We start from the raw sequence: 258 nt of genomic DNA, 5'->3' as shown, positions 1-258 counted from the left end.
CAACTAACTCTGTCAGTATCTTCAATACAACAACTGGTATCACTACCATCAATGGCGGCACAGGTGCAGATACAGTTGACGTAACAGGTGCTGGTGCTTCCTTCGCAGCTGGTAATGTGAACCTGGGTGCCGGTGCTAACCAATTGACATTGGGTAACTTCTCTTACACTGGTACTTTCAGTGCAGGTGCAGGTACAGATACATTGGTTCTGGGTACAGCTTCCAATATCGGCGGCGCGAATGTCACTGGTTTTGAAA

The 258-nt window shown here is 47.7% G+C and carries 1 protein-coding gene; it reads left to right on the top strand.

What is annotated here, in order from left to right; all coding sequences use genetic code 11:
* Positions 1-258 (top strand): hypothetical protein (locus ACO0LN_RS30395; RefSeq protein ID WP_422980509.1); only part of this gene is annotated, 258 nt, incomplete at both ends.

It is taken from the genome of Undibacterium sp. TC9W (assembly GCF_049339865.1).
Lineage (GTDB): Bacteria > Pseudomonadota > Gammaproteobacteria > Burkholderiales > Burkholderiaceae_D > Undibacterium.
Note: the sequence above shows the minus strand (reverse complement) of the source record. Positions and strands in the feature narration are given on the sequence as shown.